23 protein-coding genes are annotated in these 24,732 nt (G+C 58.1%); 14 read left to right on the forward strand and 9 right to left on the reverse strand.

The features are described from left to right. Positions 1–3 precede the first annotated feature (3 nt). Positions 4–213, reverse strand: coding sequence for a hypothetical protein (locus AC5FXY_RS19940; protein WP_493558481.1), 210 nt, complete (start codon positions 211–213; stop codon positions 4–6). 154 nt (positions 214–367) lie between these two features. Between AC5FXY_RS19940 and AC5FXY_RS19945 the strand changes: the two genes are divergently transcribed. From AC5FXY_RS19945 to AC5FXY_RS19980, 8 genes are all read left to right on the forward strand, one after another. Next, the gene (locus AC5FXY_RS19945; RefSeq protein WP_493558482.1) at positions 368–871 is read left to right on the forward strand and encodes an RNA polymerase sigma factor; all 504 of its coding nucleotides are present in this window, start codon (positions 368–370) and stop codon (positions 869–871) included. Further along, positions 871–1,509 (forward strand): hypothetical protein, encoded by a 639-nt coding sequence (locus AC5FXY_RS19950; RefSeq protein WP_493558483.1) that lies wholly within the window; start codon positions 871–873, stop codon positions 1,507–1,509. The genes AC5FXY_RS19945 and AC5FXY_RS19950 overlap by 1 nt, the downstream gene beginning before the upstream one ends. Positions 1,510–1,650: 141 nt before the next feature. After that, a complete protein-coding gene (locus AC5FXY_RS19955) occupies positions 1,651–2,604 on the forward strand; it encodes an ABC transporter ATP-binding protein (RefSeq protein ID WP_493558484.1) in 954 nt (317 codons plus the stop codon). 15 nt (positions 2,605–2,619) lie between these two features. Continuing rightward, entirely contained in the window at positions 2,620–3,963 is a 1,344-nt protein-coding gene (locus tag AC5FXY_RS19960; protein WP_493558485.1) for an ABC transporter permease, read from the forward strand. 305 nt (positions 3,964–4,268) lie between these two features. Then, positions 4,269–5,552 carry a PQQ-dependent sugar dehydrogenase gene (locus AC5FXY_RS19965; RefSeq protein ID WP_493558486.1) on the forward strand — a complete coding sequence of 428 codons (1,284 nt, stop codon included), beginning with the start codon at positions 4,269–4,271 and terminating at the stop codon, positions 5,550–5,552. 209 nt (positions 5,553–5,761) lie between these two features. After that, on the forward strand, positions 5,762–6,670 hold the full coding sequence (locus tag AC5FXY_RS19970) for a ChaN family lipoprotein (protein WP_493558487.1): 909 nt from the start codon (positions 5,762–5,764) through the stop codon (positions 6,668–6,670). Between the two features lie 6 nt (positions 6,671–6,676). Next, positions 6,677–7,336 carry a hypothetical protein gene (locus AC5FXY_RS19975; protein ID WP_493558488.1) on the forward strand — a complete coding sequence of 220 codons (660 nt, stop codon included), beginning with the start codon at positions 6,677–6,679 and terminating at the stop codon, positions 7,334–7,336. Then, positions 7,333–7,977, forward strand: a complete 645-nt coding sequence (locus tag AC5FXY_RS19980; RefSeq protein ID WP_493558489.1) for a hypothetical protein — start codon at positions 7,333–7,335, stop codon at positions 7,975–7,977. Before AC5FXY_RS19975 ends, AC5FXY_RS19980 begins: the two co-directional genes overlap by 4 nt. Before the next feature lie 114 nt (positions 7,978–8,091). Here AC5FXY_RS19980 and AC5FXY_RS19985 read toward each other — a convergent pair whose 3' ends face one another. Then, positions 8,092–8,964, reverse strand: a complete 873-nt coding sequence (locus AC5FXY_RS19985) for a hypothetical protein (protein WP_493558490.1) — start codon at positions 8,962–8,964, stop codon at positions 8,092–8,094. A gap of 246 nt (positions 8,965–9,210) precedes the next feature. Here AC5FXY_RS19985 and AC5FXY_RS19990 point away from each other — a divergent pair, with 246 nt between their 5' ends. Further along, on the forward strand, positions 9,211–9,777 hold the full coding sequence (locus AC5FXY_RS19990; RefSeq protein WP_493558491.1) for an NYN domain-containing protein: 567 nt from the start codon (positions 9,211–9,213) through the stop codon (positions 9,775–9,777). Positions 9,778–9,889: 112 nt separating this feature from the next. Further along, positions 9,890–10,636, forward strand: a complete 747-nt coding sequence (locus AC5FXY_RS19995; RefSeq protein ID WP_493558492.1) for a YqjF family protein — start codon at positions 9,890–9,892, stop codon at positions 10,634–10,636. A gap of 57 nt (positions 10,637–10,693) precedes the next feature. Here AC5FXY_RS19995 and AC5FXY_RS20000 read toward each other — a convergent pair whose 3' ends face one another. Next, on the reverse strand, positions 10,694–11,050 hold the full coding sequence (locus AC5FXY_RS20000) for a HesB/IscA family protein (protein WP_493558493.1): 357 nt from the start codon (positions 11,048–11,050) through the stop codon (positions 10,694–10,696). A 255-nt stretch (positions 11,051–11,305) separates the two neighbouring features. Here AC5FXY_RS20000 and AC5FXY_RS20005 point away from each other — a divergent pair, with 255 nt between their 5' ends. Then, positions 11,306–11,842 (forward strand): DUF7935 family protein, encoded by a 537-nt coding sequence (locus AC5FXY_RS20005; protein WP_493558494.1) that lies wholly within the window; start codon positions 11,306–11,308, stop codon positions 11,840–11,842. A gap of 159 nt (positions 11,843–12,001) precedes the next feature. Here the strand turns inward: AC5FXY_RS20005 and bshA are convergent, their stop codons facing one another. Both bshA and AC5FXY_RS20015 read right to left on the reverse strand, forming a co-directional pair. Continuing rightward, positions 12,002–13,138, reverse strand: a complete 1,137-nt coding sequence (bshA, locus tag AC5FXY_RS20010; protein WP_493558495.1) for an N-acetyl-alpha-D-glucosaminyl L-malate synthase BshA — start codon at positions 13,136–13,138, stop codon at positions 12,002–12,004. A 221-nt stretch (positions 13,139–13,359) separates the two neighbouring features. Continuing rightward, the gene (locus AC5FXY_RS20015) at positions 13,360–16,335 is read right to left on the reverse strand and encodes a serine hydrolase domain-containing protein (protein WP_493558496.1); all 2,976 of its coding nucleotides are present in this window, start codon (positions 16,333–16,335) and stop codon (positions 13,360–13,362) included. Between the two features lie 409 nt (positions 16,336–16,744). Between AC5FXY_RS20015 and mutL the strand changes: the two genes are divergently transcribed. The 3 genes from mutL (at position 16,745) to AC5FXY_RS20030 (ending at position 20,676) form a co-directional block, all read left to right on the forward strand. Next, positions 16,745–18,763, forward strand: coding sequence for a DNA mismatch repair endonuclease MutL (gene mutL / locus AC5FXY_RS20020; protein WP_493558497.1), 2,019 nt, complete (start codon positions 16,745–16,747; stop codon positions 18,761–18,763). Between the two features lie 219 nt (positions 18,764–18,982). After that, positions 18,983–19,771 carry a rhomboid family intramembrane serine protease gene (locus AC5FXY_RS20025; protein WP_493558498.1) on the forward strand — a complete coding sequence of 263 codons (789 nt, stop codon included), beginning with the start codon at positions 18,983–18,985 and terminating at the stop codon, positions 19,769–19,771. Positions 19,772–19,785: 14 nt separating this feature from the next. Further along, positions 19,786–20,676 carry a rhomboid family intramembrane serine protease gene (locus AC5FXY_RS20030; protein WP_493558499.1) on the forward strand — a complete coding sequence of 297 codons (891 nt, stop codon included), beginning with the start codon at positions 19,786–19,788 and terminating at the stop codon, positions 20,674–20,676. Positions 20,677–20,727: 51 nt separating this feature from the next. Here AC5FXY_RS20030 and AC5FXY_RS20035 read toward each other — a convergent pair whose 3' ends face one another. The 4 genes from AC5FXY_RS20035 to tilS form a co-directional block, all read right to left on the reverse strand. Beyond that, complete coding sequence (locus tag AC5FXY_RS20035) at positions 20,728–21,429, reverse strand: DNA alkylation repair protein (protein ID WP_493558500.1); 702 nt, start codon at positions 21,427–21,429, stop codon at positions 20,728–20,730. Between the two features lie 47 nt (positions 21,430–21,476). Then, positions 21,477–22,109, reverse strand: a complete 633-nt coding sequence (locus tag AC5FXY_RS20040; protein ID WP_493558501.1) for a macro domain-containing protein — start codon at positions 22,107–22,109, stop codon at positions 21,477–21,479. Positions 22,110–22,229: 120 nt separating this feature from the next. Continuing rightward, positions 22,230–23,174, reverse strand: coding sequence for a malate dehydrogenase (gene mdh, locus AC5FXY_RS20045; protein WP_493558502.1), 945 nt, complete (start codon positions 23,172–23,174; stop codon positions 22,230–22,232). Positions 23,175–23,280: 106 nt separating this feature from the next. Then, positions 23,281–24,615 carry a tRNA lysidine(34) synthetase TilS gene (tilS, locus tag AC5FXY_RS20050; protein WP_493558503.1) on the reverse strand — a complete coding sequence of 445 codons (1,335 nt, stop codon included), beginning with the start codon at positions 24,613–24,615 and terminating at the stop codon, positions 23,281–23,283. Positions 24,616–24,732: the final 117 nt, after the last annotated feature.

A 24,732-nucleotide genomic window follows, 5' to 3' on the forward strand; every position in this document is an offset into this window, starting at 1 on the left:
GAGTTAGGAAAGCAACTTGCGTAGCGCCCGGGCTCTAGCCGGGACATCCAGCGGCTCAGCAAGCAGGCGGCCGTTGGCGATGCGCACCTGGAAGGCCCACAAGCCGGCAGCTAGTAGCACGCAGAAAGTGCCGGTGCTTGTTTGGCTGCTTACGAGGCTGATCAAGCCGTAGAAAAACAAAAAGGGAAGCAGGTATTTGGAAGTGTTGGCCATTGAAGCAGAGCGTTTGAAGGTGGTAGGCAAAGAATGAATAGCCGAAAAGCGCTGAAGCATTACAGCTCTGGGATAAAATATTTTTTCGGCACAAGCTGTAATGCTGATGCTGAAGCGCCGATAGATATTGTGAGTTTCATTTATTGCTCCGCCAATGTCGCTCAATGCTACTGCACCGCCCTTTGTGGCGATGATCAATGCGCACCAACCGATGCTCCGGCGCATCTGCCGGCTATACGGTGCTGACAAAGACGCACGCGAGGATTTGTTCCAGGACATCGTGTTGCAGCTGTGGCGGGCATGGCCCCGCTACGAGCCTGGAGCGGCCAAACTTAGCACGTGGCTGTACCGCGTGGCCCTGAACGTAGCCATCAGTGACCTGCGCCAGCGTACCCGTCGGCCCGCTGCTGACCGCCTCGACGACTCGACACCGGAGGTAGCTGCTCTTCCCGATGGCCCCGACCCCGAAGAGCTAGCTCAATTATACCGCGCCATTGAGCAGCTATCCGACGTGGATAAGGCCTTCGTGCTGCTGTACTTGGAGGAGCACAGCTACGAAGAAATGGCCGATATCCTGGGCATTACCCAAAACAACGTGCGCGTGAAAATGCACCGCGTGCAAGACAAAATTCGTCAACTTCTTACCCGCCTCGTCTGATGGAACTCGATGATCTTCGCCAAAGCTGGAAGCGAACCGACCCCGGCGCCGGGCAGCCGACCAACTCTTTCAATTCAGATACCCTGGCCCGGCTGCTCGCATCAGGGGCGCAAAATCCCGTCGCCAACATGCGCCGCAACGCCGGCTGGGAACTCGGCTTCACGTGGCTGCTCCTCGCGGGAAGCGTAATCGGCCTGCTGCTGGTAGAGCAGGCCCGGCACCGAGCCTCGTTGGGGCTTTTGCTGGTCCTGTGCGTAATCAGCCTGCTCAGTTACCACCGGCGGCTCGGAAAGCTGCTCGGCTCGGGGCCCTACGCCGATGGCGCCGTGCGCCACCACGTGGCGGAGCAGGTGGCCCGGTTGCGCCAGCTCATGCAGGGCAGCTTGCAGTCCGTTATGTGGACGTTGCCCGCAGCACTCGGCGTGGGTTTCTTTTTTTCGGCGAAGAACTACGTGGATGTCGAAACCTGGTCCGTGCAATGGGGGCAATTGGGCGTCCTGATTGTGGGCTACGGGGCGGTTTGGGCAGCTGCTCGCCTGGGTCTGCGCTACTTCGGCCGGCAGTTTCTGCACGATATGTATGGCAAGCACCTCGACCGCCTGGAGGCCGCCCTGCAGGAACTAGATGCCGACGAATAATATCCGTGAGGTGTCCCGTTAAGGGCTGCTTTACGCCGATTGAGGCAGCCAAAACGACCGTTGGTCTAAGATTCGCGGTGGGCATGGCTGCGGAGGCTCGCAAGTTTCTACCTTGTACCAGCAACCAACCGAAAAACGGTCGTGAAACCAATTCTACAGGCCATTGACGTACGGAAGCAGTACGCCAGCCACACCGCCCTGGATGGTGTGAGCATCGACATCCCCGAAGGCTCGATTTTCGGCCTGCTCGGGCCCAACGGTGCCGGCAAAACTTCGCTCATCCGCATCATCACCCAGATTACCGGCCCCGACGGCGGTGAAATTTTGTTTCGTGGCGAGCGGCTCAACCCCTCGCACATCGCCCAGATCGGCTACCTGCCCGAGGAGCGCGGCCTCTATAAAAAGATGAAAGTAGGGGAGCAACTGCTCTACCTCTCGCAGCTAAAAGGGCTATCGAAATCTGATGCCACCCAGAAAATCAAGTACTGGCTGGATCGGTTCGATATCAAGACCTGGGCCGATAAGAACGTGGAGGACCTCTCCAAGGGCATGCAGCAGAAGGTGCAGTTTATCGCCACGGTAGTGCACGATCCGTCGCTGGTGATTCTGGACGAGCCGTTCTCCGGCTTCGACCCCATTAACGCCAATCTGCTGAAGGACGAAATCCTGGCCATGCGCGACCGGGGCGCCACCATCATCTTCTCCACGCACCGCATGGAGTCGGTGGAAGAGCTCTGCGACCATATCGCCCTGATCAACCGCTCCAAAAAGGTACTGGACGGGCAGGTGAAAGATGTGAAAAATGCCTATCGCAGCCAGACGTACGAGGTAGAAGGTCAGGGCCGCCTGATGGTGGTGCACCCCGATTTTGAAGTAGTGGAGCAGAAGGCGCGTGAAAACGACCACTTCTACGCCCGGGTCCGCATCATGCACGGCCTCACACCCAACGACCTGCTGCGCTACCTCATCGGACCGGGCAGCGTGGAGGTGCATACGTTCCGCGAACGGGTGCCGAGCATCAATGAAATCTTCATTCAGCGCGTGCGCGAAACGCACCCGGATTACGTGCCCGATACGGATACCGTCAACGCCTAAGCCTTACCCCGAACCATGTCTAAAATCTGGCTGATTGTTCAGCGTGAGTACCTTACGCGGGTACGTAAAAAGAGCTTTATCATCATGTCGCTGATTGGGCCGCTGCTCACGGTGGCCCTGTTTGCGGTGCCGGTGCTCATCGCCAAAATGTCGGACAGCGGCAAAGTAGTGGCCGTAGCCGACGCTGGTGGCCTGTTTGCCGAGAAGCTGCCCGAGCCCAAAGACGACCTCAACTTCACGCGCGTTTCGCCTGATTTGGCCACAGCCAAAACGGAGTTTAAAGCCGGCAAGTACGACGCTCTCCTTTATGTGCCGAAGGTAGACATCAACAACCCGCAGGGCTTTCAGGTATTCTCGCGCAAGGGACTAAGTCTTTCGCTCGAACGCGACATCAAGCGCGCCGCCAACAAGGCCATCGAGAACGAGCGACTACGGGCTGCTGGCATTGACCGCGCCGTACTCGACAACATGAAGGTTGATGTGGATCTGGCTACCGTTAGCATGAGCGACGACGGCGAAAAAAGCTCCAGCACGGGCATCAGCACCGGCGTGGCGTACTTTTTCGGCTTCCTGATCTATATCTTTATTTTCATCTATGGCGTGCAAATCATGCGCGGCGTGATGGAAGAAAAGACCAACCGCATCGTGGAGGTAGTTATTTCCTCGGTCAAGCCTTTCCAACTGATGATGGGCAAAGTGCTCGGCATTGCAGCTGTGGGCTTCACGCAGCTGGCGCTGTGGGTGCTGCTGTCCTTTGGCATCAGTACGGTAATGGCCGGCTCCATCAGCCCCGATAAAGTAGTACAGGACCGTGCCGACCGCTCGACGGCCATGGTGACGGGTTCCGCCGCCGCATCGGAAGAGGAGGGAGGCGCTAAAAAGGAAAACGTGGCCGCAAAGGTTATGCAGGCTTTTAAGAATGCCGACCTGAACATGCCGCTGCTGGCCGCCTGCTTCCTGTTTTACTTCCTGGGCGGCTACCTCTTCTACGGGGCGTTGTTTGGGGCCATCGGCTCGGCCGTCGACAGCGAAACCGACACCCAACAGTTTATGATGCCCGTCACAATGCCGCTGGTGCTGACGTTTGTGGTGTCGCAGGCCATTCTCACAACCAATCCCAACGGCTCGGTCGCTTTCTGGATGTCGATATTTCCGCTGACCTCGCCCATCGCCATGATGATGCGCCTGCCCTTCGGCGGGGTGCCGGCTTGGCAACTGGGCCTGTCGATGGCGCTACTGATTCTGGGCTTTGTGGCTGCCATCTGGATTGCCGGCCGCATTTACCGCGTGGGCATCCTGATGTACGGCAAGAAAGTCACTTACGGCGAACTGTCGAAGTGGCTGTTCTATAAGGGTTAAGCCGAAGCGCTTTTCAAGCAAACAGCCCCGCGACGCAGCTGCGTCGCGGGGCTGTTTGCTTGGGCATTATCCTAGGGAAGGGAAGTCAAGTAGACGTGAAAGGCAGCAATAGGCGAGAGTGAGTTTGTTCTTATTTGGTATTAAACTAAGATTAATGTAGGAACATTAAAGTTTTCTGTTCGTAGAGTTGGGTGTGGGTAGCTAGGCTTAACTGCTGTACAGATAGAATTTAGCTGGTGCAGAAGTCTGGAGAAAATGCGCTGCCTGCAAAACCAGGATTTTGTCTTAAACCAAAGCCAAAGATTATGGGGAAGTTTGGAGTTGTCATTGCCGCAGCAACGCTGATAAGCATAAATGCTTGCAACCGCGGGACCAACGATGCTGATCGGCAGGAAGCCATCGGCAACGAAACGCCGGGCCAGCCAGTGGAAACCCGGGAGCAGGATGCCGGCTACAAGCCCGCCTTCGCCGGCCAAATGCGGGCCCCAGGCGTGAAAACTTCGGCCGCCTACGAGGTGCGAGTACTCACCGACAAACTAAATAAGCCATGGGAAATTGCCGCGATGCCCGACGGGCGGTTCCTGATTACGGAAAAGGACGGCAACATGCGCATTGTGTCAGCGGCCGGGCAGATGAGTGAAAAAATCGAGGGGCTCCCCAAGGTGATTCACAAGGATCAAGGCGGTTTGCTTGGGTTGGCGCTTCATCCAAACTTCGAATCCAACCGCTTGGTGTACTGGTCCTTCACGGAGCCCCGCGGAAAAGCCAACTTGACGGCCGTGGGCAAAGGTCGGTTATCGACCGATGAGCGCCGCATCGAGAATCCGCGGGTTATTTTCCGAGCCGAGCCCGCCTATACAGGGGACAAGCACTACGGCGGGCGACTGATTTTCGATAAAGAAGGCTATTTGTACCTTACTACGGGCGACCGGTTTGAGGAGGATAGGCGAGCCAACTCGCAGGACCCTAACACCCACGTAGGCACTCTGCTCCGCATCACCCACGACGGGCGGGCGGTACCCAGCAACCCCTTTGCGGGGCAAGCCAATGCCCGCCCCGAAGTGTATTCTATAGGGCACCGCAGCCCACAAGGCATTGCTTTTCACCCCGAAACCGGCGACCTGTGGATGTCGGAAATGGGGCCGCGGGGCGGCGATGAGCTGAACCTGATTGAGCCCGGCAAAAACTACGGCTGGCCGATTATCACTTACGGTATCGAGTACAACGGGAAAAAGGTAGGTGAAGGACTTACCCAGCGCGAAGGACTGGAGCAGCCCGTGTACTTCTGGGACCCGGTGCTTTCGCCCAGTGGTATGACTTTCTATCGGGGCAGTGCCATGCCCGAGTGGCAAAACAACCTATTTATCTGCGGGCTCAACAGCCACCATATCGCCCGGGTGGTACTCGAAAACCGCAAAGTAGTGGGTGAGGAGCGCATTGCCGCCGACCAGCAGCAACGCTTCCGGGCCATCACCGAAGGCCAGGACGGCGCGCTCTACGCTGTCACGGACGAAGGTCGGCTGTACCGCATCGGAAAAAGTGCGGGCGGAGCGAATTCAACGCCTGCGGTCAGCGGCGTAGCTCCGTAGCCCGGCCGGATAAGCTTAAGCACCAGAATCATGAAGGCCAGCACCCATATCAGGGGCGCTGGCCTCTTTTTTTGCTAGCTCGCACGTAACAGCAGCGGGCAAATGGAGTTGAAGTAAGGCGGAATGCTGACGCAGGCACGCCGGGTGGAAGTACTACCGATTTGCCTATTTGCGCCACCCGTTCCGATTTCGCTAACCTCCTTCTGCTGATGATGCGCTTACTGTTGCTTTCTTGCCTGCTGCTACTCTCACTGCAGGCCCTGGCCGTGAAAGACCCCAAGTCCACCTCCGACGACCGCCCCGCTTACCGCCTCTTCACGGCCGACGGCAAAGCCGTAAGCTTTGGTAAAATGGCGAAAGAGCTGGCTGCGGCCGAGGTAGTGCTCTTCGGTGAGCAGCACAACGACCCGATGGCCCACTGGCTGCAGCTGCAAGTAGCCAAGGAACTGGCCCAGCGCAAAGCCGGCCAGCTAGTGCTTGGCCTGGAGATGTTTGAGCGAGACGTGCAGCCGCTGGTGGAACAGTACAACACGGGCGAACTGGACGATAAAGCCTTCGAAGAACAAAGCCGCCCCTGGCCCAACTACCCCACCGACTACAAACCCTTGCTGCTGCTGGCGCGTCAGCAAAAGCTACGCGTAGTCGGCACCAACGTGCCACGCCGCTACGCCCAGCAAGTAGCACGCCAAGGCGTGGCCTCCTTGGATGCCCTGCCCGCCGAGGAAAAAGCCTGGCTGGCTCCGCTGCCGCTGGTGGTAGATTATACCTTGCCCGGCTACAGCGAAATGGCGAAGATGTTCGGCCGCAGCGCAGCTCACGGCACGGCCGGGCCGAGCCTGCAGCAGATGATTGCGGCCCAGGCCTTAAAGGACGCCACCATGGCTCATTTCATCCGCCAAAGCCGCCAGCCCGGTCAGTTACTGCTGCACATCAACGGCTCTTTTCACTCCGACAACTACGACGGCATCGTGTGGTACCTGCGCCAGGCTGAGCCTAACCTGCGCATCCGCACCATCAGCACCGTGACGCAGGAGCAGCTGGGGAAACTGGACAAGGAGAATTTAAAGAAGGCTGATTATGTGCTGGTGGTGCCGGCCGATATGACGAAGACGTATTGAACGCTAATGGTCTGCCTATTCGAAGAAAAATATCAATCAGCGCTGGGCTGGTTTAATATCAAACTTAGCTCATCGGTCGATTTTGCTCATATCGATACAACTAAGCGCGAAACCGTTGTCTTGACGGTGGGGCACAACGTAACGATTCGGCGCGTACAAGCGCTGACCGACTGGCTGCCGCCGCACATGAGCGTTTCCGCCGCTTCCGCCTGGCTATTTTATGTACAGAAGCGCAACGAAGCGCCGGAAGTACTGGAAGTCAGCATAATCATGGCTGGCACTGAATCAGCATTGGAAGCGGATGCTAATACTGGTCAATGGTTGACGGCAGTAGAATTTGAGGACGGGCAGCACCAAGTGCACATCGGCACGCAGGACGAAGACTGCTACTCTTGGCAAGCCGGTAGCCATTGGGTGCCGCTGCGGTTGCAACCGGATTTGGCAAACTACCGCCTTACCATCACGGATATCACGCCCAAAGGCCTGCTAACCCACGTACCTAGCCTATTAGCCAAGGAGCAATTCTACTTTCACTACATCCTCGCTGAAAGCTCGCGCCGGAAGTCGATTGATTACCCGAATGAATGGGATATATCAACCTGGTATGCAGTGGAACAAAGCCGAGCCAAGCTTGAAGAAGCTTGGCTATCTTCCTCACGCCTATGATTTCGATCCAGAACTACGCCGCCCTGCCTGACGCCACGTCCCTACAGAGCCTTTGCAAAACCCTCTCCGCGCTGGACGCCATCAACTCCCCTGAGTGGGAATACCGCTATTACTCCTACGACCCGAATTGGGGCGAAGGGGAGGAGCTGTTTCAGATGCGCAATGGCGAAGGCGACGAAATGCTGGTTTTGTTTCGTCCTGAAGGCTGCTGCATCAACGGCCTTATGCACGAGTACGAGCAGCCCAACAAAGGCGAGGTAATCCGCGGCCTACCCGCCGCCTTTGATGAGTTTCTATTTGGCGAGCCGGTGGCCTCGCTCGGCACCACGTTCTGCCTCTGGTATACGCCCGCTCAAGGCTGGCAAACCGGCACCATAACAACGGACGAAGACGGCTCGGAGGAGCTGCTTGCTATTTTCGACGGTAAACCAAATACTTACGCGGAGTGGGCCAACGAGTATTATACCGAAGACACCGACCGGCCGCCACTTGACCCGGAAGCCGTAGCCCTGGTGTACCGCCAGGAGCCGCTAACCAGGGCTATTGTGCATCGCATTAATCCGGAACTGGAAGATTGGGAGCAACTGGCCGCTGACTTGGAGGAAATTGGCTACCCCCACGATTTTACCTCGCAAAGCTGAACTGAGCTGACCTTGCGGGTTGGTGGGATCATACGAGCCTCATGATTGGTGCTCGAGGGAATCGTAAATATCGTTGAACCAATGTCGGAAGCTGGTGGTCAAGCGAGGCTTCTGTCAGGCTAAGTCCCCGGTGCCGAGGCAGGCGGCATCATGCACGGCCTGCACCTGTTGCGCGTCGGCGCACATGTGCCCGCTGCCGTAGTCACCCAGCCACTTGCACACGGAGTAATCTTGGCTGCGCTGCTGATAATACTGCTCCCACAGGCTCATTTCGGCTGACTGCTCGGCCGTTTCATAAGGAAAGGCATACGCCGGTCTTGGAACTCCTATCCGCCAAGGCTTCGGGCTTAGTCGAGCTCGGTAACAAGCCTGATTCTGGCACAGACGGGCGTAAGTCCAATCGACGGGAAGCGCGCGGAATATTTCGTGCGCTTCGGCGGCGTTGGGGTCGATGGGCGCATGCGTGACCAGCAAGCGGAAGCCGGCCCGGGTGCGGTACAGCCGGAAATTCCAGGCCGGATGCCGTTGCAGCCATTGCTGAATCCGAAGCTCGAGGTAGGCTTGCGGATTGAAAGGTGGAGTAGGCGGCGCAGCAACAAACAACCGCTTAATCATTGCAAATAGGCTAGACGTGGGGGTAGACCGACGCCGTAAGTCCGCATCATCCACGTCAAGAAACATGATTTGGGTAGTGTTAAGCACCTCGCTACCGTAGCGGTTGCGGGTAACAGCCCCCACAATTTGTCCTTCTTCGCCGGTCAGCCGCTGCAGTACTTTTTCGCGCAAGGGCGCCGCGCCGGAAGGGTACTGGCCCAGCCGTCTACCTTGCTCCAAGTCATTTTGTCGCTCCTGAAGTTTTAATTGCGCCTGTAGCTGCGCATCGCTCAGGCTTGTATTGCTACCGGCGTAGGCTATCAGGCGGTACGCGCGGCCATTGGAGGCCTGATAATGCAGAGACTGTTTGGCCCAATAAGAGTATAAACGCATGCAGATGCTCGGCTGGAAGGTAAAGCTGCGCAGAATAAGCCGGATTAAGCCAAGGTAGAAGTAAGCTGCTGATACCTAGAAAGCCGGTTATAGCTGGCGGTTGCTGAGCGTATAATAGCTGCTCATCTGGTTTTGGCGTAAGCGGAGGCAATAAACTCGGCCGAACCTGTTGGCGCCTTATCTACGGTATTCGCCGGTACGCCCAGAAGCCAAAGCCTAGACCTCACCTAACATTTATCATTGCACATGCCCAAAACCATCTGGCTCATCGACGGGGCTTACTTGCTGAAGTCCTCGGCCGCGCACGGCAAGTTTGACTACATCAAGCTCAAGAACGAGCTGGAAGACCTCAACGGAGGCGAGTTCAAGGAAATCTATTATCTGAACTCGGTCAAAGATTCGTCGGCCGCACAACAGAACGCCTTTCACAACTGGCTGAAGAGCGCGCCACCTACCGGCCCTAAAATGCGCGTGAAACTATACGGCCTGAAGGAAATGTCGATGCGCTGCGAATGCGGTCAAACCGCCGTCAGACCCGTGCAGAAAGGCGTGGACGTGGGCATCGCAACATTGATTATCAAGCTAGCCTCGCAAAACCAGTACGACAGGCTGATGCTAAGCGCGGGCGACGGGGACTTTGAGGACGCTATTGACTACGTGAAATCCGAACTGCACAAGGAAATCTGGATTGCCGGGTTCAGCGGCAACGTGTCGCCGGACCTGCAGAGCTACGCCGACAAGGTCATCTGGCTGGAAAAGCATTGGGAGCGAATAGGCATGGGAACCGCACCCGTAGCGGGCGAAACAGAGTAGCCAGCGCTTCGGCAGGCACGATGAATTCTGCTGCCAGCAATTAACGGAAGCGCCTACCTCCAACCATGTGCAGCAGATTGGGTTTGAATAGCACCAGCTTATACTTCCGCCCATGGCTACCACCTTCCTCACCGCTGAATGGCGCAACCTGCTCATGGCCAATTATGCCGTGGAGCCCGGCATTCTGAGGCCCTTGCTTCCCTATGGCACCGAGCTCGACGACTTCAATGGCACGCACTACGTGAGCATGGTTGGCTTCATGTTCATGCACACGCGGGTGCGTGGCTTCAGCGTACCCTGGCACCGTCATTTTGAGGAGGTAAACCTGCGCTTTTACGTGCGTCACTGCGACCCACAGCGCGGATGGCGACGCGGCGTGGTGTTTGTGAAAGAAATAGTGCCGAAGGCCATGATTGTGGCCGTCGCCAATACCTTTTACGGCGAGAAGTACGCCGCCATGCCCATGCGCCACTCCTGGCAGCCCAATGCGGAGGCCGGCACCCTTGACGTAGAGTATGGCTGGCTGGTAGGGCAGGAGTGGAACCACCTGCGCGCTACCGTGGAGCAAACTGCGCACCCCATCGAAGCCGGCTCCGAAGCCGAGTTCATCACCGAACACTACTGGGGCTATACCCAGCGCGGCCCCCGGCGCACCGATCAGTATGAAGTGCAGCATCCTCGCTGGAACGCGCACCGCGTGCTGCAGTACGATATGCACTGCCAAGTTGGGCAGCTTTACGGCGAGGCCTTCGTGGAGGCGCTAAGCCAGCCGCCCGCTTCTGTGTTCATGGCCGATGGCTCCGAAGCGCGGGTAATGGCTGGCGAAACGATTCGGATGGCAGAACCCGCACGGCTATAAATGCACAGCGGGCAGCCCGCCGAAGCAAGCTGCCCGCTGTAAAAGCAAATTCAAACGCTACGCCGAGAACGATGAGCCGCAGCCGCAGGTGCTCTTGGCCTGGGGGTTGCTGAAAGTAAAGCCGCGGGCGTTCAGGCCATCCTGGAAGTCGACTTCCATGCCCAGCACGTACATCGCGTGCTTTTTGTCCATAATCAGCAATACGCCGTCAACGTCGAAGGTTTCGTCCTGCTCCTTGGCTTTGTCGAAGCCGAGCAGGTAGCTCAGGCCGGAGCAGCCGCCGCCCTGTACGCCTACGCGCAGGCCGTACTCAGCCGGGACGTTCTTCTCGCGGAGAATGTTTCGTACCTCTTCCAGAGCGCGCGAAGTGAGCGTGATGGGAGCGGTTTTGGTGGAAGCCGTGGCAGTTGCCATAGTGAAATGATGTTGCGTAGTGTCGTCGGTTGGAAAGGCTTACGCCATATAGCAGCAAAGATACGGGCTGCATGCAAAAGGCGTAGCAATACCTTAACAGCTACCCTTCCCGGCAGGTTCACCGTACTATATTTGCCGACCGTATTATGCGGTGGCCAAAGGCCAAATCACGCGTGCGGAAGCTTTTGCCAGCCCTTTTACCCTAAACACTCAGCAACCCAGCCGCTTCGTAGCGGCTTGTGGTTTTTTATTTGCATGGACACCACTGCCCTCATCATCGATTTGCTCAAAATCACCTTGCCGGCGCTTATCGTAGCCGCTACCGTTTACTACCTCATTCAGCAATACTTGGAGAAGGAGCAGCAGCGGCGGTTGATCGAGCTGCGCATGGAAAGCGCCAAAACCATGCTGCCACTGCGCCTGCAGGCGTACGAGCGTATCGTTCTGCTACTAGAGCGCATCACGCCCAATAACCTGATGATTCGGCTGAGCTCGGCCGGGCAAACGGCTCCCGAGTATCACCGCGTGCTGCTGCAGGAAATTCGGGCCGAGTATGAGCACAACCTTTCTCAGCAGCTCTACATGAGTCCCGAAGTATGGGGCCAGGTGCGTCAAGCAAAGGAGAATGTGCTTACGATGATCAACAAAGCCTACCAGAACCTGCCCAATCAGCAGCAGGCCCGCGGCACCGAGCTAGCCAAACGAGTGCTGGAAGCCCTGCTGAACGACGAAGCCGATCCAACGGCTCAAGCCTTGGTCGCCGTAAAGCGCGAGGCAACCGGGCTGTTTTAAGCAGCCTGCCTAACTTCCTGCATTGTTTGTTGTCATCCTGACAAAGGAAGGACCTTGTCACCGCAGAACGACATCGTAACAACGATTTATTCTCGCGTGATAAGGTCCTTCCTTCGTCAAGATGACCGACGATTGATCGGTCTGTGAGATGCTGCCGTGCTACACCCCCGCCAGCACTGCGTCAATAGCGCGCTGGTAACAGGCTTCGTAACGGGGTAGAATATGCTCTACCGCAAACTCCTCGGCGCGGGTACGGGCCGCTGCTTTAAAGCGCGGCAGGTTCTCATCGTCGAGCACGTAGAGGGCGTTCTTGACCATGTCGGCTACGTCGGCCACGTTGCTTACCATGCCTGTGACGGCGTGCACGTTCAGCTCCGGAATGCCGCCGGCATTGGTGCTGATGACCGGCACCTCGCAAGCCATGGCTTCAAGGGCAGCTAAGCCGAAGCTTTCCTTCTCCGAAGGCATCAGAAACAAATCCGAAATGCTCAGGACTTCTTCCACGGCCTCCAGTTTGCCCAAGAAGCGCACATCCTGGCAAATGCCCAGTTCGCGGCACAGCTTCTCGATGCGCGGGCGGTCGGGGCCGTCGCCTACGAGCAGCAACTTGGCAGGCATATGCTCACGCACACCAGCGAAGATCTGCACCACGTCGTCCACGCGCTTCACCGAGCGGAAGTTGGACGTGTGAATCAGCAGCTTTTCGCCTTCGGGCGCAATAGCGGCCCGAAAATGCTCTTTGCGCTGCTTCTTGAAACGCTCCAGGTTGATGAAGTTCGGAATGACTTCGATGTCCTTCTCCACCGCGAAGTAGCGGTATGTTTCCTCCTTCAGATCAGCCGAAACCGACGTAACCGCATCCGATTGGTTGATGCTAAACGTAACCACCGGCTCGTAAGAAGCATCCTTACCCACAAGCGTGATATCGGTGCCGTGGAGCGTGGTAATGACTGGAATCTGAATACCCTTGGTGCGCAGAATCTGCTTAGCCATGTACGCCGCCGAAGCATGGGGGATGGCGTAGTGTACGTGCAGCACATCCAATTTCTCGTTCTGCACAATGTCGACCATCTTGCTGGCCAAGGCTAGCTCGTAGGGCGGAAACTGAAACAGTGGATACGGTGGAATGTATACCTCGTGGTAGAACAGGTTCTCGTTGAAGAAATCGAGGCGGACGGGCTGGCTATAAGTAATGAAATGCACGCGGTGGCCCTTCTGGGCCAGGGCCTTACCAAGTTCAGTGGCGACCACGCCTGAGCCGCCGAAGGTAGGGTAACAGACAATGCCGATGTTCATACGAGGGGTGGTGCGGCGAAAGTAGGAGAGAAGGGTTTGCTGCCTAACAACGCAATCGGCGGCAAGTTGGAGAAAACCTACGTTATTCTGCAGCTCGCAACGCAGCGGTAATAGAGCCCGCTGCAACCCTCCAAAAAAGAACGCGCCGTCCTGGTCAGGGACGACGCGCCGGTCAAGGGGTTGCTTGTTCCACACCACATAGAATGTCGCTTCCCCTCAGATCAGCTTTTGCCCTTGTCGGCATCGGTAAGGATGGAGCGGTAGATAACGTCGTGGATGCGCGAGCGGATGTTGTACTGGCGCAGCTTGTTGTTGCCCGCATCCGGGTACACGCGGTTCGACAGGAAAATGTAGAGAATCTTATTGTCGGGGTCCATCCACACGCAGGTACCGGTGAAGCCGGTGTGCCCAAAAGTGCTAGCCGGCGAGAGGTTGCTCGTCGGGCCGTCGGGCTTGCTAGGGTCGCCGTGGTCCCAACCGAGGCCGCGGCGGTTGCTGGTGCTTTGCTGACGGGCAAACTCCGCTACTACCGGCGTGCTGAAGAAGCGTCGGCCGCCGTAACGGCCATTTTGTAGGTTCATCTGCATCAGCACGGCCAAGTCGTTGGCGTTGGAGAACAAACCCGCATGGCCTGCCACGCCGCCCATCAGGGCTGCGGCCTGATCATGCACACTGCCCTGCAATTGGGTATGGCGGAAGTACGTGTCGTTCTCGGTAGGCGCAATGCAAGATTTTGGGAACCGCTGCAGCGGGTTGTAAGTCATGGTGTTCAGGCCCAGCGGAGCGTAGAAGTTCTGCTGCAAAAACACTTCCAGGGGCTGGTTCAGCACCTTCTCGGCCAAGCGCTTCAGAATGATGAAGCTCAGGTCGGAGTATTCCGTCGGGTAACCGCTCTTGGTTTTGGGCAGCAGAGCGCTACGTTTGATCCAGGTCCAAACAGAGTCTTCAGCCGTGCGCGCCACATAGGTGCCGGGAATCACCTCGCGTTGGAAGGCGTCGTTGCGGGTGCTGGCGTAGAAGGTGGGTTTCAGGCCACCAGTGCGGGTAACAGTTCGCTCCCAAGTTGGAATGCCTGCTTTCAGTCCGGCGCGGTGCAGCAGCACGTCACGCACGGTCATGTCCTTCTTGTTGGTGCCTTTCAGGTCGGTCAGGTAATCCGATACTTTGGAGTCAAGGTTGAGCTTGCCTTCATCTTTCAGCCACATGATGGCCTGCAGCGTGCCCGCTACTTTTGAAATAGAGGCCAGATCGTACAGGGTTTCGCCCGTTACGGGCTGGGCCTTGTCGTAGGTGCAATAGCCGTAGCTCTTGTCGAACACCACCGCACCGTCCTTGGCCACCAGCACTTGGCAGCCCGGCGTAGCAGCGTACGCAATGGCTTCGGTGGCGATGTTGTCGATCTGCGTGAGCACGCGCGAGTCCAAGCCCACCGCCTCCGGAGAGGCGTAGCGCAGGCGGCGGAAATCCGCCGTGGGCAGGCCCGTGCCAGCCTTCAGCGTTTCTGATACTGTGATGGGCAAGCGGCCTTTAGCAGGCAATGCCCCAAACAGCACCTGTGGCACCACCAGCTGCGAGCTATGATTGTCCTCGTAGCCGCACACCAGCGTGCGGGCGCTTTCCACGTACTTCAGCGCGTAGGCATTACCCATCACCACCACCACCACTTTCTGACGTTGGTTTTCCTGCAGCCGCTTGATAAAGCGCAGCGCACCGTCGCCCAAACCGTAGTTGTGAGCAGGGGTGTTGTTCATGTTGTGCAAGCTCACTACCACCGTATTGTAGGCGTTGAGCTTGGGCATGAGGTTGTCGAAGGTGGAATCCGGGGCGTAGCGGTTCGGAATGGCGTGGGTGGCGCAGGGCATGTAGCGCTGCATGGTCTTACCGAACTCATTGCCGTTGGGCGCGCCGATGGTGATGGAGGCCATCCGCAGCGTATCCAGATGGGCGAAGGGCAAAAGGTCGTCCTCGTTCTTCACCACCGTAATGGCGTGCTCGTAGATGTTCTGCTGCACCACCCGGCTGAGCGGACGGTTCAGGTTAGCCATCAGGTTGGGCATATCTACGGGCGTACGCTTGTTCAGCCCGGCCCAGTACTTGGCGCGCAAAACCTTGCGTACGCGGTAGTCGATGTCTTCCTGGGCGATTTTATTGGCCGCTACCATTGCCTTGATCTTCTGAATGGCCATGGGCACATCCTCCGAAAAGAGCAGCACGTCGTTGCCGGCCAGCAGGGCGAGGGCGTCCAACTCACCTGGCTTGTAGATGCTCGATACGCTCTTCATGTTGAGCGCATCGGTAAAGACGAGGCCTTTGTAGCCCATCTTTTCCTTTAGCAGCCCCGTCACAAGGTTGCGCGAAAGCGTGGTAGTCTGCGTCCGGACGGAGTCGAACAGCGGCATGTACAGGTGAGCTACCATCACGCCCATCACGCCCACCTCAAACGATTTCTGAAAAGGGTAGAGGTCGACGTTGGCTAATCGGGCCATGTCGGTATTGATTACCGGCAAGGCTAGGTGCGAGTCTACATCAGTGTCGCCGTGGCCGGGAAAGTGCTTGGCTACCGCAATGACGCCATGGTCCTGCAGCCCGCGGATGTAGGCCGTGCCCAGCCGGGCCACCTGCTCTTTGCTTTCGCCGAAAGAGCGGTTACCGATAACTGGGTTGTTGGGGTTGGAGTTGACGTCGACCACCGGCGAAAAGCTCACGTGCACACCGAGGGTACGCATCTTCAGGGCTATTTCGCGGCCCATCTGGTACACGTACCGGTCGTCGTCCATGGCGCCGAGCGTCATCTGCTTGGCAAAGTGCTGGCTGGAATCCAGGCGCATGTTCAGGCCCCATTCAGCATCCATGGCGATGAGCAGCGGAGTACGGGCCGTGGCTTGGTAGCGGTTGGTGAGCTGAGCCTGGCGGCGCGGGCCGCCCTGCAGGAACATTACGCCCCCGATGTTGTACTCACGAACCAGAAATTCGGTGTAGTTGACGTGCTTCTTATCCTTGTTGGAATAAGCAGCTACCATGAAGAGCTGCCCCAGCCGGTGGTCCGGCGAGAGGGAGTTGAAGACCGAGTCAACCCACTGCTGCTCGGCCACCGAGGAGGGCCGGGCCCCCTTGTCGTAGGGCGCAGATGATGACACGATCAGACCCGTCACGGCCAACAGCAGCAGTACCAGTCCAATCCGAATTTCCTTGCCCATTGGCCTCTGAGTCGCGTCTCTGATGATGATTTGGTTACGTCGGCCGCCTGTACTTGCGCCCTTCGGCGTAGGCCGAAGCCTGCGGAGAAGGGCGCCAATCAAGCGGTGCAGAAATAACCGGCCATAGCCCGTAAGACGATGACCGACTATGCTGCGGGACCAGCCCGCAAGCTAAAGCTGGCCACAAACTTACGCATTATTTCCGGTGGCGGATTAGTGCATTTTTTGGGCCAATTACACTCGGAGCTGGTAAGCAGTTCATTTTCAGGAAATGTTCCGACCAACTGCGGATATAATACCATACATGGTTCCGGATGAACCGCGGATAGGCTGTGTAGCGCCGCCGAGTGGCGTACCTTTGCCCCGTATCAGAACAAACGAAACCTCGGTTGGGGTTCGTATCCGCGCTATGTCCGATATCATTCAACTGCTGCCCGAGTACCTAGCCAATCAGATTGCGGCCGGCGAAGTAGTGCAGCGCCCGGCCTCGGTGGTAAAGGAGTTGCTGGAAAACGCCGTCGATGCCGGCGCTACCCAGATTCAGCTGATTGTGAAGGAAGCCGGCAAGCAGCTGGTGCAGGTGGTCGACAATGGGTCGGGCATGAGCGCCACTGATGCGCGTATGAGCCTGGAGCGCCACGCCACCAGTAAGATTCGCACGACGGAGGATCTGTTTCAGATCCGAACGCTGGGCTTTCGTGGCGAGGCCTTGGCCTCCATCGCGGCCGTGGCGCAGGTCGAGATTCGTACTAAGCTGCGCCAGCAGGATACCGGTACGCAACTGCTGGTGGAAGGCTCCCAAGTGGTAAGCCAGCAGCCCACGGCCTGCCCCGATGGCACCAGCATCTCGGTAAAGAACCTGTTCTATAACGTACCTGCCCGGCGCAATTTTCTCAAGAGCAACGCTGTAGAAATGCGTCATATTCTCGACGAGTTTCAGCACGTCGCTTTGTCCAAGTCAAATGTCAGCTTCTCGCTGTACCAGAACGATTTGGAAGTATTTAACCTGCCCGCTGGCAAGCTTAGCCAGCGCATCGTGTCCTTGCTCGGCAATAGCTACAAGGAGCAGCTGGCGCTGGTGGAAGAAGTGACGCCGTTCATCTCGGTGAAGGGATACATCGGCAAGCCCGAATCGGCCAAAAAAAGCCGCGGTGACCAGTTTTTCTTTGTCAATGGGCGCTTTATCCGCTCGGCTTACCTGAACCACGCCGTGCTGGCCGCCTACGAAGGCCTGCTGCCCAAGGAAACGCACCCGTTCTACGTGCTGTTTTTGGAGCTTGATCCGAAGACAATCGACATCAACGTGCACCCTACGAAGACGGAAATCAAGTTTGAGGACGAGAAAACCGTTTACGCCATCATGCGTGCCGCCGTGAAGCAGGCCCTGGGCCTGCACAACATGGCGCCGTCTTTGGACTTCGAAAGCAACATCAACTTTGCCCCGCTGGCTGGCCTGCGCACCGGTTCCATTTCCGATTTCGCTGACCCCAACGACGATACCCACAGCGACAGCAGCCGCGAAGGCGGTGCCCTAGCCGCAGCTATGGCCGCGGCCGCTGCCCCCACACGTCCCGGCCGCGACGCCGCTGCCCGCTGGACCGACGAAAAACCCCTCACGCCGCGGCCCACCGAGCAGGCCCGCAAGGCGCTGGAAGATTTCTACCGTACCCTGAGCCAGCCCGGCGCCCTCGACGACATTCAGGCCGAAGCGCCCGAAGCCAAGCCCGAGTCTGTACCGATGGTGCCGGTGATGCCCGCGGCTCCGGCCATGCCACCCGCGCCAACTGAGTCGGTGCTACCCATAGCCCCCGAGCTGCCCCTAACGCACGGAACTGGTTCCGCACATCCGGAGGGTAGCACGCCCGGTCGTCGCTCGGTGCAGGTGCAGCAGTACGTGCTGGTGCCGGTGAAGTCGGGCCTGATGCTCATCGACCACGTTGCAGCCCGTGAGCGGATCCTGTACGAGCAGTACCAGCAGAACATGACGGAGGAAAACAGCGCTTCCCAGACGCTGCTGTTTCCGCGTACCGTTTCCTTCTCACCGGCCGATTTTGCCGTGCTGCGCGAAGTCACCAACGAGCTACATGCCCTGGGTTTTCGCTTCGCCGAGTTCGGGCCAAATACCATTGTGGTAGAGGGGCTGCCAGCCGAAGTACCGCACCGCAGCAACGAAAAGGAGCTGCTGGAAGGCTTGCTGGAGCAATTTCGCATGGCTACCGGCCGCGCCCGCCTCGACCGCCGCGAACAGTTGGCTCTAGCCTTGGCCCGCCGCGTAGCTGCCTCGGCTGGGGGCCGGCTAAGCGAGCTGGAGATGAATGCCTTGGTCGATAAGCTGTTCGCCTGCCAGACGCCTGGTTACACGCCTACCGGTCAGCGCACTCTCGTAATGTTGGAGCTGGATCAGTTGCAGGCGTTCTTCGCCCGCTAAAGTCTAGGCTGCATGCTGGGGGCGGCACAGCCCTGAACCGGGAGCCAAGCTCGGCGGTTTGTTTGCGTAGCTTACCTTGCCGTCGGTGAACCAACCGGGCGGATGGCCGCTACGCGCCGAAGTTTTGCGTAAGCAGCCAAACCGGAAGCTGCTTCGGTGCTGCTTCCGGACTTGGTGTCAACCAGTATAATCAGCGAAATCACCCCTAATCAGCGGTTTATGTTCAACGTCACCCCGATGGTGCGCAACCTGCTCCTAATCAACATTGCGATGTTGCTCTTGGAGGGCATGGGCGCACTCGGTGCCATTCCCAGGTTGCTGGCGCTTTACCCCTGGACGTCCGATTATTTTCAGCCTTTTCAGCACGTCACGTACATGTTCCTTCACGCGGGCTGGGGGCACTTGTTTTCCAACATGCTTGGCCTGTTTTTCTTCGGACCGATGCTGGAAATGCGCTGGGGCGCGCAGCGCTTTTTGATGTTTTGGATGATCTGTGGCATCGGGGCGGGCATGCTGTATTCGGGCGTGCGGCAGTATGAGATTTCGCAGATGCGGGAGGCGCGTAATGCCTTTATCGAGGCCCCGTCGGGCGTGGCTTACAGCGACTATTTCGACGACCACATGCCCCAGGCCCGAGGTTACGAGCTGCTGGCCCGTGCCATGCAGCAGGACCCCACCAATCAGGAATACATCCGGGCCGCCACCCGCACCGTGGATGAAATTTTTGAGTCAGCCAATAATGCCCCCATGGTGGGCGCCTCGGGCGCGTTATTCGGCATTCTGCTGGCGTTTGCGTATCTTTTCCCCAATACGGAGCTGATGTTGCTCTTTTTTCCCTTCCCCATTAAGGCCAAATATTTCGTAACGCTTTATGCGCTGTACGAACTCTATGGCGGTATCCAACGGGCTCCTGGTGACAATGTGGCGCACTTCGCTCACTTGGGCGGAATGTTGATCGGATTTCTACTGTTGAAATACTGGGAACGACACCACTCGCGCTTCTACTAACCCCACCCATTGCTATGAGCATCTTCGCCGATATTCAGTCCACCTTCACCCGCCGCGACAACGCGCTGAATCAGCTGTTGGTTATCAACGTGCTGGCTTTTGCGGCGATAGTGGTGCTGAAGGCCGTGCTGCACCTGAGCAGCGCCGGGGAAGCCTACAATGTGCTGATGCGCCAGCTGGCGCTGCCTTCGGATATACCGAATTTATTGCGTCATCCTTGGACGCTGCTTACTTACGCCTTTACCCACGAGGGTTTCTTTCACATCCTGTTCAACATGCTGAACCTCTACTGGTTCGGTATGCTGGTGCGCGAATACCTCGGCGACCGACGCCTGGTGAGCCTCTACATTCTGGGCGCGTTGGTCGGGGCGCTGTTTTTCCTGCTGAGTTACAATTTGCTGCCGGTGCTGCGTCCGCAGCTGGGCGTACCCATGATTGGGGCCTCGGGGGCGGTAACGGCCGTCATCGTGGCTGCTGCCGCGCTGCTGCCTGATTATACCTTCAATCTGCTGATCATCGGGCCGGTGCGCATCAAATACATCGCGGCGGCAGTGGTGCTGATTTCTATTGCGGGCATCAACGGTACCAACCCCGGCGGACAGATTGCTCACTTGGGCGGTGCTGCCTTGGGCTTCATTTACATTCGACAGTTGCAGCGCGGCCGTGACCTGGGCCGCCCCATCATTGCTACCGGCGAGTGGATTAGTGCATTGCTACACGGCCGGCCGCGGCTCCGCGTGTCGCATCGTAGTCCGCAGGCTGCCCCGGCCAACGCCAAACGTGGCCCGCTAGCCAAGCCTGCCCAGGAAGAAATAGACCTGATTTTGGACAAGATTTCCCGCTCCGGCTACGAAAGTCTGTCGAAGGACGAGAAGCAGAAGCTCTTCAAAGCCAGTCAGCAGTAAGCGCTTATCAAAAATAAAACCGCCCGCCAAAGAAGTTTGGCGGGCGGTTTTTTATTGCTGCATATGGTGTCGGCGTCGGTTGGGCTCCAGCTTCTCGATGGCGTAGCGCAGCATGGTGCGCGGCATGCGCTGGGCGTGGTCGGCCAAGAATTCTTCCAAAGCATCTTCGTTGCGCTTGCCCACTTCGCGCAGCATCCAGCCCACCGCTTTGTGAATGAGGTCGTGGCGGTGGGGGAGAAGCAGCTCCGCCAGAGCCAGGGTGTCGGCAAACTGACTTTTGCGGATGAAAGCCAGAGTGGAGATAATGGCCATACGTTGGCTCCACAGGTTATCTTCAGCCGCTAGCTCGTACAGCGCGCTGCGGTCTTGGTGCAGCAGGTGCGCCCCCATGATGTGCGGGCAGGTCACGTCCACCAAGTCCCAGTTATTGATGAAGCGGCGGTGCTGCAGGTACCGCTCGTAGATGGCCTGACGACCGGCTGGGCCGGCTTTGGCGTACTGCAGCGTCCAGATGATAAGCCCCACGGAGCGGCAGTCGTGCCAGGGGTTCTGCACCAGCTGCTCCACTTCGACCATCGGCAGCGCGCGAAACTCCTTGGCCAAGGCACGCTGCTGCGGCATGGTTAGGCCCAGGAACTGGTCGCCTTCGCCGTACTCGCCGGGACCTGTTTTGAAGAAGCGGGCCAGCAGCGGCACGCGCTCCGCATCGGCCAGGGCGTGGATGCGGGCAAGCAGGTCTGAGGCAGTGCTCATAATAGCGGAAACGGCGCCAGCAGCAACGAGCCAATACTACCGGGGCATTAGTTAATAGGGTACTTAATGTCTTTGTGGTCGTGGGTAAAGAAGTAGGCATAGTTAGAGCGTAACTCTTCCCAACCTGCTTCGGTGGCGTGCTTGCGCTGCATTACATCTTCCCAGGCAATGCGCATCTGGCGTGCGCACACCAACGGCCGTACTTGACCCACGCCAGTACCTAGGCCTGGAATGGCAATGCTGCGCACATGGCTGGCTACCGGGTCGCCATTAGGCATTTTTCCATCGACCACCAGCACCAGCAGCGCCTTCATAGCCAAATACACGTTGGGCCCCCGCGTAATGGTCATGGGGGTGCGCATCGTGGGAGCCGCAATAAGGTAAGGAAAGGATGCTTGGCCCGTAGGCACAATCTCGGCCTGGCCGACCAGTAACTCACCGTAGTGTCGGTCGCGAATCAGGCGTTGTAGGTCTTTTTCGATGTGCCATCCCAAGTTCTTGGAAATAGCGAAATCGATGCCACCATTCATGTAGCCGAAGCTGTTGGCCGGGCTGACGATGGCGTCGCATGGTGTGTCAAAAATGGAGCCGTGCCGAACCGTTACTTGCGGCACAGCGGCGAAAACCTGCTCCCAAGCAGCGGTAACTTCCGCATTGATGTCGATAAGGTAGAGGTGCATGAAAGATGAATTAGCACCGGCAAGCTACGGAAGTGCATTAGATGCAAGGACTGAACAAGAAAAAACGGGCCGCCCCGCAGAAGCGGAGCGGCCCGGAAGGCTTCAAAGGACTATAAGCGTCTAGGCGTTGGCGGGCTGACCCATTTTGTCCAGCGCATCCATTACCTCTTTCACGTGGCCGCGCGAGGTTTCCAGCAGCTGCTTCTCGTCGTCGTTCAGCTGCAGCTCGATGATGCGCTCGATGCCGTTTTTACCCAGGATTACTGGAGCACCCAGGTATACGCCATTGATGCCGTATTCACCCTGCAACTCCACGCATACCGGGAACACGCGGCGCTGGTCGCGTACGATGGCTTCTACCATTTGCGCAGCGGCTGCACCGGGAGCGTACCAGGCCGAAGTGCCCATCAGCTTCACCAGTTCACCGCCGCCAACGGCCGTGCGCTGCACGATGGCGTCCAGCTGCTCTTTGCCGATCAGCTCGGTTACGGGGATGCCGCCAACCGTGGTGTAGCGGGGCAGCGGTACCATGGTGTCGCCGTGGCCGCCCATCAGTACCGCCTGAATGTCCTTGGGGCTTACGTTCAGCGCCTCAGCCAGGAAAGCGCGGTAGCGGGCCGTGTCCAAAATGCCAGCCATGCCAAATACCTTCTCACGAGCGAGGCCCGAGGTGAGGTGCGCTTGGTAGGTCATCACGTCCAGTGGGTTCGAAACCACGATGATGATGGCGTTGGGCGAGTATTTTACTACCTGTTCGGTTACCGACTTCACGATGCCGGCGTTAACCGAAATAAGGTCGTCGCGGCTCATGCCGGGCTTGCGGGGCAGGCCTGAGGTGATAACCACCACTTCCGAATCGGCGGTGCGCGCGTAATCGTTGGTTACGCCCACCGTGCGCGTATCGTAACCGATGATCGGGGCCTTCTGCCAAATGTCGAGAGCTTTGCCTTCGGCAATGCCTTCCTTGATGTCAACCAGAACTACTTCGTTGGCAATTTCACGGGTAGCGAGAACGTCAGCGCAGGTTGCGCCCACGTTGCCGGCCCCTACAACGGTTACTTTCATGGGGTGGTCAGTTGGGAATTGAATGATTCGGGTTACGGGCCGCAATGTAAAAACTGTAGCGCATTGTAGCGCGATAAAGCCTGCAGTTGGCCGCGCCGGGCCTGCATTAAATCCGTTTCAAGCGCACTTCCAGCACCCGCTGCGTCTCCTCGGTTACTTTGAACCGGTCGTCGGGCCGGTGGCCCACTATCCAGGCCACTTTGCCATCGGCCGTAGTGAGCAGTAGCACCTGATCCTTCAGGTTCAGCGGCACCTTCTGGTCGATGAGGAAGTCGCTGATTTTCTTTTTACCCTTCAGCCCGATGGGCATAAACCAGTCGCCCTCGCGCCAGCGGCGCAGCGTCAGGGCAAACTTCAGCTTGTCGGCGTCGAATGCAGCTACATCCTTGGCCCGCGACACCGTGTAGCCTTCGGCCGGGTGCTCGGCCACCGTCAGGCGTATGCCTTCGGCCTGCAGCTCCGGTTGGCCAGCTTGCAGCTGGTAAGTGCCGAAGCCGGCGAGGTTCTTGGGCGTAATTACCAATTGGTCACGGTCTTTTACCAGTAGGTGCGTGGGTGACTCAAACTGACGGCCAGAGGTAGCCTTAAACGAAGCCACAATATCTTTCACCACCAGCCAGGAGAAATGGAAGGGGCGCAGCATTTCGTGCAGCACTACCGTCGTGGCCGGCGTGGACTGCAGCAGCCCAATTTGGATGTACACGGCCTCGGCTTCGTCGCGGCGGGCCAGCTGCGTGGTTTGGTCTACCATGTGCTTTACCAGCAGTTCAGCGCCCTGCACGCGTTCCGCAGTGGTTTGCAGCGTTTGGTCAAGATTCGGGTTGAGGTCGCGCAGCACCGGTAGCACGTCGTGGCGCAGCTTGTTGCGCTGGTACAGGGTGCTGTCGTTGGAAGAATCTTCGCGCCACACCAGGCGGCGCTCAACCACATAATCGTACAGGTCTTCCTTGCCAATGCCCAGCAAGGGACGTACCACCCGGCCCTGGCGCAGCGGAATGCCGTGCAGGCCCGAAAGGCCGGTGCCATGGGTGAGGTTGAGCAGCATGGTTTCGGCGGCGTCGCGGCGGTGGTGGGCCGTGGCAATGTAGTCGAGCTGCTGGGTGCGGCGCACCTGCTCAAACCACTGGTAGCGCAGCACCCGGGCCGCCATTTGGGTGGAAAGTCCTTCCTGCTCAGCGAAGCCCTTGGTATCGAAAAACTCGGCGAAATACGGCGCCTCATACTTCTTGGCCAGCTTGCGCACGAATTCCTCGTCGGCATCGGCTTCTTCGCCGCGCAGGCCAAAGTGGCAGTGCGCCACCGCCACCCCGATGCCCAGCCGGTGCAGCACATCGAGCATCACCACCGAATCCATGCCGCCGCTCACGGCCAGGAGCAATTGGTCGGCTTCGGGGTTGAAGAGGTTGTTGTCTTCGATGAATTGGCGGACGCGGTCGAGCATAAACGAAAAGGGTAGGGGCTGCAAAGGTAGGACGGCCGGCACGCCACCGCCGCATAAAAGGGCTTGGTAGGCGGAGGAAGTCCGACTTTGCGGCGCACCAAAACCCAACCGTGCGCG

It is taken from the genome of Hymenobacter sp. FMD4 (genome assembly GCF_058932745.1).

Bases quoted from the DNA above. Each gene is read 5' to 3' on its own strand.
- AC5FXY_RS19965 (WP_493558486.1), top strand. From the start codon at position 4,269: ATGGGGAAGTTTGGAGTTGTCATTGCCGCAGCAACGCTGATAAGCATA.
- tilS (WP_493558503.1), bottom strand. From the start codon at position 24,615: ATGCTCGACCGCGTCCGCCAATTCATCGAAGACAACAACCTCTTCAAC.
- AC5FXY_RS19975 (WP_493558488.1), top strand. From the start codon at position 6,677: ATGGTCTGCCTATTCGAAGAAAAATATCAATCAGCGCTGGGCTGGTTT.
- AC5FXY_RS19985 (WP_493558490.1), bottom strand. From the start codon at position 8,964: ATGCGTTTATACTCTTATTGGGCCAAACAGTCTCTGCATTATCAGGCC.
- AC5FXY_RS19940 (WP_493558481.1), bottom strand. From the start codon at position 213: ATGGCCAACACTTCCAAATACCTGCTTCCCTTTTTGTTTTTCTACGGC.
- bshA (WP_493558495.1), bottom strand. From the start codon at position 13,138: ATGAACATCGGCATTGTCTGTTACCCTACCTTCGGCGGCTCAGGCGTG.
- AC5FXY_RS19980 (WP_493558489.1), top strand. From the start codon at position 7,333: ATGATTTCGATCCAGAACTACGCCGCCCTGCCTGACGCCACGTCCCTA.
- AC5FXY_RS20005 (WP_493558494.1), top strand. From the start codon at position 11,306: ATGGACACCACTGCCCTCATCATCGATTTGCTCAAAATCACCTTGCCG.
- AC5FXY_RS19970 (WP_493558487.1), top strand. From the start codon at position 5,762: ATGATGCGCTTACTGTTGCTTTCTTGCCTGCTGCTACTCTCACTGCAG.
- mutL (WP_493558497.1), top strand. From the start codon at position 16,745: ATGTCCGATATCATTCAACTGCTGCCCGAGTACCTAGCCAATCAGATT.
- AC5FXY_RS19990 (WP_493558491.1), top strand. From the start codon at position 9,211: ATGCCCAAAACCATCTGGCTCATCGACGGGGCTTACTTGCTGAAGTCC.
- AC5FXY_RS19945 (WP_493558482.1), top strand. From the start codon at position 368: ATGTCGCTCAATGCTACTGCACCGCCCTTTGTGGCGATGATCAATGCG.
- AC5FXY_RS19995 (WP_493558492.1), top strand. From the start codon at position 9,890: ATGGCTACCACCTTCCTCACCGCTGAATGGCGCAACCTGCTCATGGCC.
- AC5FXY_RS20035 (WP_493558500.1), bottom strand. From the start codon at position 21,429: ATGAGCACTGCCTCAGACCTGCTTGCCCGCATCCACGCCCTGGCCGAT.
- AC5FXY_RS19950 (WP_493558483.1), top strand. From the start codon at position 871: ATGGAACTCGATGATCTTCGCCAAAGCTGGAAGCGAACCGACCCCGGC.
- AC5FXY_RS20040 (WP_493558501.1), bottom strand. From the start codon at position 22,109: ATGCACCTCTACCTTATCGACATCAATGCGGAAGTTACCGCTGCTTGG.
- AC5FXY_RS20030 (WP_493558499.1), top strand. From the start codon at position 19,786: ATGAGCATCTTCGCCGATATTCAGTCCACCTTCACCCGCCGCGACAAC.
- AC5FXY_RS20025 (WP_493558498.1), top strand. From the start codon at position 18,983: ATGTTCAACGTCACCCCGATGGTGCGCAACCTGCTCCTAATCAACATT.
- AC5FXY_RS20000 (WP_493558493.1), bottom strand. From the start codon at position 11,050: ATGGCAACTGCCACGGCTTCCACCAAAACCGCTCCCATCACGCTCACT.
- AC5FXY_RS20015 (WP_493558496.1), bottom strand. From the start codon at position 16,335: ATGGGCAAGGAAATTCGGATTGGACTGGTACTGCTGCTGTTGGCCGTG.
- AC5FXY_RS19960 (WP_493558485.1), top strand. From the start codon at position 2,620: ATGTCTAAAATCTGGCTGATTGTTCAGCGTGAGTACCTTACGCGGGTA.
- mdh (WP_493558502.1), bottom strand. From the start codon at position 23,174: ATGAAAGTAACCGTTGTAGGGGCCGGCAACGTGGGCGCAACCTGCGCT.